The sequence below is a fragment of the Microbacterium sp. NPDC097977 genome (assembly GCF_040302605.1).
In the GTDB taxonomy this organism is placed as follows: domain Bacteria; phylum Actinomycetota; class Actinomycetes; order Actinomycetales; family Microbacteriaceae; genus Microbacterium.
Genome location: NZ_JBEOUR010000128.1, coordinates 1 through 4,751, shown reverse-complemented (window position 1 = coordinate 4,751; position 4,751 = coordinate 1). Strand labels below are relative to the sequence as shown.

The 4,751-nt window shown below is 69.2% G+C and carries 3 protein-coding genes and 1 pseudogene; all 4 read right to left on the bottom strand.

The features are described 5' to 3' along the window. Window positions 1-185 precede the first annotated feature (185 nt). Window positions 186-1,883 carry a sensor histidine kinase gene (locus ABTZ43_RS17025; protein ID WP_149422600.1) on the bottom strand — a complete coding sequence of 566 codons (1,698 nt, stop codon included), beginning with the start codon at window positions 1,881-1,883 and terminating at the stop codon, window positions 186-188. A gap of 60 nt (window positions 1,884-1,943) precedes the next feature. Next, window positions 1,944-2,630 carry a response regulator transcription factor gene (locus ABTZ43_RS17020; RefSeq protein WP_056420389.1) on the bottom strand — a complete coding sequence of 229 codons (687 nt, stop codon included), beginning with the start codon at window positions 2,628-2,630 and terminating at the stop codon, window positions 1,944-1,946. A gap of 101 nt (window positions 2,631-2,731) precedes the next feature. Next, window positions 2,732-4,372, bottom strand: coding sequence for a DNA repair helicase XPB (locus ABTZ43_RS17015; RefSeq protein WP_056420392.1), 1,641 nt, complete (start codon window positions 4,370-4,372; stop codon window positions 2,732-2,734). An 11-nt stretch (window positions 4,373-4,383) separates the two neighbouring features. Continuing rightward, window positions 4,384-4,751 (bottom strand): annotated as a pseudogene (locus ABTZ43_RS17010) (helicase-associated domain-containing protein); the annotation flags it as partial.

Genomic DNA, 4,751 nt, shown 5'->3' with positions numbered 1-4,751 from the left:
GGCGGCGCTCTGGGCCGCACCTACGGCTTCGGTGTCGACGGTGAAGACGGACATGGGAACTCCTCTCGTTGGGTCTCCGACGATAGGTGTGTTCGCGAGCCGGGCACGGGCCTGCGCGGGGCTGCCCACGTGCGCGGTGCAGAAGATGGCCCAGCGCCGCTCCGTGCAGGAGAGTCGCGCCCCGCTCAGAGGTCGAGGGGCTCGAGGGGCTGCGTGTCCTCCAGCAGGTGGGCCGGGGTGGCACGGGAGGGGGCGAGCGGCAGGGTGACGGTGAACGTCGCGCCGCCGCCGGGGGTCTCCGACACCGACACGCTGCCGTGCAGCGCCTTGACGATCGACGAGACGATTGCGAGTCCGAGACCCGAGCCGCCGGTCTCGCGTGCCCGCGACGTGTCGGCGCGCCAGAAGCGCTCGAAGATCTGCTCGCGGATCTGCGGGGGGATGCCCTCGCCGTGATCGACGATCGAGATGCTGCCGGTGCCGCGCACGCGGTCGGCGTCGACGACCAGCTCGATCGGGCTCTCTTCGGGCGAGAAGCGGCGCGCGTTGCCCAGCAGGTTGGTCACCACCTGACGGACCTTGTTCTCCTCGCCGAGGACGATCGGGGGCGTACGGACGGGGATGTCCGCCGCCTCCGTGAAGTCGATCCCCGGCACCTCGACGCTCGCGGCCCGCGGACGTCGGCGCAGGCGGGCGAGCGTGCCGCGGGAGAGCCCGCGCGGCGTCGGCAGGGGCGGGGGCGTCACGGGGGTGGAGCGCGTGGTCACGTCGATCAACGGCGCCTCGACGGTGCGGTCCACGACCGTCACGGTGCGCGCCGGTGCGGCGGCTCGCAGGTCGAGAGCGGCATCCCGGGCGATGGGGCGGAGATCGAGCGGCTCGATCTCGGGCTCGCGCTCCTCGTCGAGGCGTGCGAGAGCGAGGAGATCCTCGACGAGCACGCCCATCCGGATCGCCTCCTTCTCGATCCGCTCCATGGCACGAGCGGTGTCCTCTTCGCCGGTGATCGCGCCCATCCGGTACAGCTCGGCATAGCCGCGCACGCTCACCAGCGGCGTGCGCAGCTCATGGCTGGCGTCGCCGATGAAGCGGCGCATGTGCCGCACGGTGCGGTCGCGCTGCGCGAGCGACCCGTCGACGCGGTCGAGCATGGTGTTGATCGCGCTGTTCAGGCGTCCGACCTCGGTCGTGGGTTCGAGGTCGGTGAGGCGTTGGCTGAAGTCGCCGGCGGCGATCGACATGGCCGTCGACTCCACCTGCCCCAGTCGGCGGAAGGTCAGGGTGACCAGCCCGCGGGTGAGCAGAGCGGCGAGGAAGATCGTCACGAACGCGACCGTGATGTAGATGCCGAAGTACTGACCGATGATGCGGTCCGCGTACTCGAGCGGCATGGCGACGATCTGGATCCTCAGCGACCCGTCGCCCTCGCCGGGCACGCGCGCGACGGCGGCGCGATAGCTCGCCCCCTTCGTGCCCTCGAGTGTGAAGCGCGTGTCCTCGTTGGCCTGCACATCGAGGGGGGAGTACGACGACGGGAACAGCGGAGCGCCGTTCGCGGAGCTGGAGCTTCCCGTCGTGATCTGCAGCACGCCCTCGGCGTCGTAGATCGCGACGAAGAAGTCGCGGGGGGAGTCGCTGGGCGTGTAGACCGTCCTGCCGTCTTCGACGCTGACCTCGAAGTACCGGTTCGCGAGATCGGCGGACACGAGCGCGGGCAGCTGCGAGTCGATGTTGTCGACCAGGGAGTTGCGCAGGATCGGGACGGTGCCGATACCCGCGGCCAGCAGGCCCAGCGCGAGCACCGCTACGGTGACACCGGTGACCTTGGCCCGCAGGCTGATCGACCGCCACCAGCGGGTGATCGCATCGGGCTTGTGCGCCATGCGGTCGGTCCTCCCTGGAAGCGGATGCGGTGCGGCGTCAGCGGATGACGCGGAGCGGGACTACTTGCCGACCTTGAGCATGTAGCCGAAGCCGCGCTTGGTCTGGATGACCGACTCCTCGGTGTACGGGTCGATCTTGCGGCGGAGGTAGGAGATGTAGCTCTCCACGATCCCCGCATCGCCGTTGAAGTCGTACTCCCAGACGTGGTCGAGGATCTGGGCCTTCGACAGCACGCGATTCGGGTTCAGCATCAGATAGCGCAGCAGCTTGAACTCGGTCGGGCTGAGCTCGATCGACTCCTTGCCGACGTGCACGTCGTGAGTGTCCTGATCCATCGACAGCTCTCCGGCGCGGATGATCGACTCCTCGTCGGCCTGCATCGTGCGGCGGAGGATCGCCTGCGCGCGCGCGACGATCTCGTCGAGGCTGAACGGCTTGGTGACGTAGTCGTCTCCGCCGGCGTTGAGGCCCTCGATCTTGTCGTCCGTGCCGTCCTTGGCGGTGAGGAACAGGATGGGGGCGGTGAAGCCGGCCCCACGCAGACGCTTCGTCACGCTGAACCCGTTCATGTCGGGGAGCATGACGTCGAGGATGATCAGGTCGGGCTCCTCCTCCAGTACGGCGGAGATGGTGGCGGCGCCGTTGGCGACCGTCTTCACCTGGAACCCGGCGAAGCTGAGACCTGTGGAGAGCAGGTCGCGGATGTTGGGCTCGTCGTCGACGACCAGGATGCGCGCATCAGTCATGACCCCATTATGGTGACTTCCGCCATGCGGATGCTGACTATCCGTCGGAGCGGCGCTTTCGCCCACCGCGTACCCGGCCGCCCTGACGGGCGCAGCGGGGGTCACGCGGCGATCGCGTCGGCATCCATGATCGTGTAGCTGTAGCCCTGTTCGGCGAGGAACCGCTGCCGGTTCTGGGCGTAGTCCTGGTCGATCGTGTCGCGGGCCACGAGCGTGTAGAAGCTCGCGGTGTGCCCGGACTGCTTCGGGCGCAGAAGACGACCGAGGCGCTGCGCCTCCTCCTGCCGGGACCCGAAAGACCCCGACACCTGGATGGCGACGGATGCCTCGGGCAGATCGATCGAGAAGTTCGCGACCTTCGAGACGACCAGCAGCGAGATCTCACCCTCGCGGAAGGCGCGGTAGAGCTCCTCGCGCTCGTCGACGGGGGTGGCTCCGGTGATCTGCGGGGCGTTCAGCGCCTGGGACAGCGAGTCGAGCTGGTCGAGGTACTGGCCGATCACCAGGATCCGTTCCCCGTCGTGCTTCGCGATGAGCTCGCGCACGGCATCGATCTTCGCCGGTGCCGAGGCCGCGAGGCGGTAGCGCTCGTCGTCGGTCGCTGCCGCGTACTCGAGCCGGTCGTCCGGCGGCAGATCCACGCGCACCTCGTAGCAGGCGGCAGGGGAGATGAAGCCCTGGGCCTCGATCTGCTTCCACGGAGCGTCGAAGCGCTTGGGCCCGATCAGGCTGAAGACGTCGCCCTCCCTGCCGTCCTCGCGCACGAGTGTGGCGGTCAGGCCGATGCGTCGACGCGCCTGCAGATCGGCGGTGAGCTTGAACACCGGTGCGGGGAGCAGGTGCACCTCGTCGTACACGATGAGTCCCCAGTCCAGGGCATCCAGCAGCGCGAGATGGGCGTACTCGCCCTTCCGCTTCGCCGTGAGGATCTGGTAGGTCGCGATCGTCACCGGCTTGACCTCCTTGGCCTGGCCGGAGTACTCGCCGATCTCCTCGGGCGTGAGACTGGTGCGCTTGAGCAGTTCGTCGCGCCACTGGCGCGCCGAGACCGTGTTGGTGACGAGGATGAGCGTGGTGGTCTTCGTGGCGGCCATCGCCCCCGCGCCGACGATCGTCTTTCCCGCGCCGCAGGGCAGCACCACGACGCCGGAGCCGTCCTTCGAGAACGCGTCGACCGCATCCTGCTGGTAGGGACGGATCGCCCAGCCGTCTTCGGCGAGCTCGATCTCATGCGGGGTTCCCGGGGTGTACCCGGCGAGGTCCTCGGCGGGCCAGCCGATCTTGAGCAGCTCCTGCTTGATCTGGCCGCGTGCCCACGCGTCGACCACGAAGGTGTCGGGGGAGGGATGCCCGATCAGCAGCGGCTGGATGCGCTTGTTGTTCGCCACCTGGGCGAGCACCGCGGGATCGGAGGAGCGGAGGATGAGGACGCCCTCGTCGTCGCGCTCGATGACCAGTCGGCCGTACCGGCCCACGGTCTCGCGCAGATCCACGGCGACGGACGGCGGCACGGGGAACCGCGACCAGCGGTCGAGCGTCGCGAGCATGTCCTCGGCGGTGTGGCCGGCGGCGCGCGCGTTCCAGAGCCCGAGGCGGGTGATCCGGTACGTGTGGATGTGCTCGGGCGCGCGCTCGAGCTCGGCGAAGATCGCCAGCTCGTGGCGGGCGCTCTCGGCATCCGAGTGGGCGACTTCGAGCAGCACGGTGCGATCGCTCTGGACGATCAGGGGTCCATCAGACATAGCTGTCCAGTTTACTGCTCGATGATCGTGGCGGCTCGGATGCTCGACACCGGCAGGGTGCGCTCGACGTCCGCCGCACGGTCCCTGCCGCGCAGGCGACCACCGCCGAGTCCCGTCGCCTCGAGCACGAGGTCTCGTGTCGAGCCGTCCGGCATGCCGACGCTCACCCGCAGCACCGCCCGCGCGCGCACTGCCGCATCGAGTTCGCGGTCGAGCCATGCGGCATCCGCATCCGGTCCCTCGTGCGATCGGAGCGCCTGGAGGAGGGGGCCGTAGTCCGGTGTCGTCGGGGCCGGCGCCGGCGGTGCCGGATGGCGTTCTCCCGTGATCGCCGTGCCGTCTTCATCGACGAGGGTCGCCGGGTATCGGGCATCCGTCA

Excerpts from the sequence above, each read along its gene's own strand:
- ABTZ43_RS17025 (WP_149422600.1), bottom strand. The coding sequence starts at position 1,883 with ATGGCGCACAAGCCCGATGCGATCACCCGCTGGTGGCGGTCGATCAGC.
- ABTZ43_RS17020 (WP_056420389.1), bottom strand. The coding sequence starts at position 2,630 with ATGACTGATGCGCGCATCCTGGTCGTCGACGACGAGCCCAACATCCGC.
- ABTZ43_RS17015 (WP_056420392.1), bottom strand. The coding sequence starts at position 4,372 with ATGTCTGATGGACCCCTGATCGTCCAGAGCGATCGCACCGTGCTGCTC.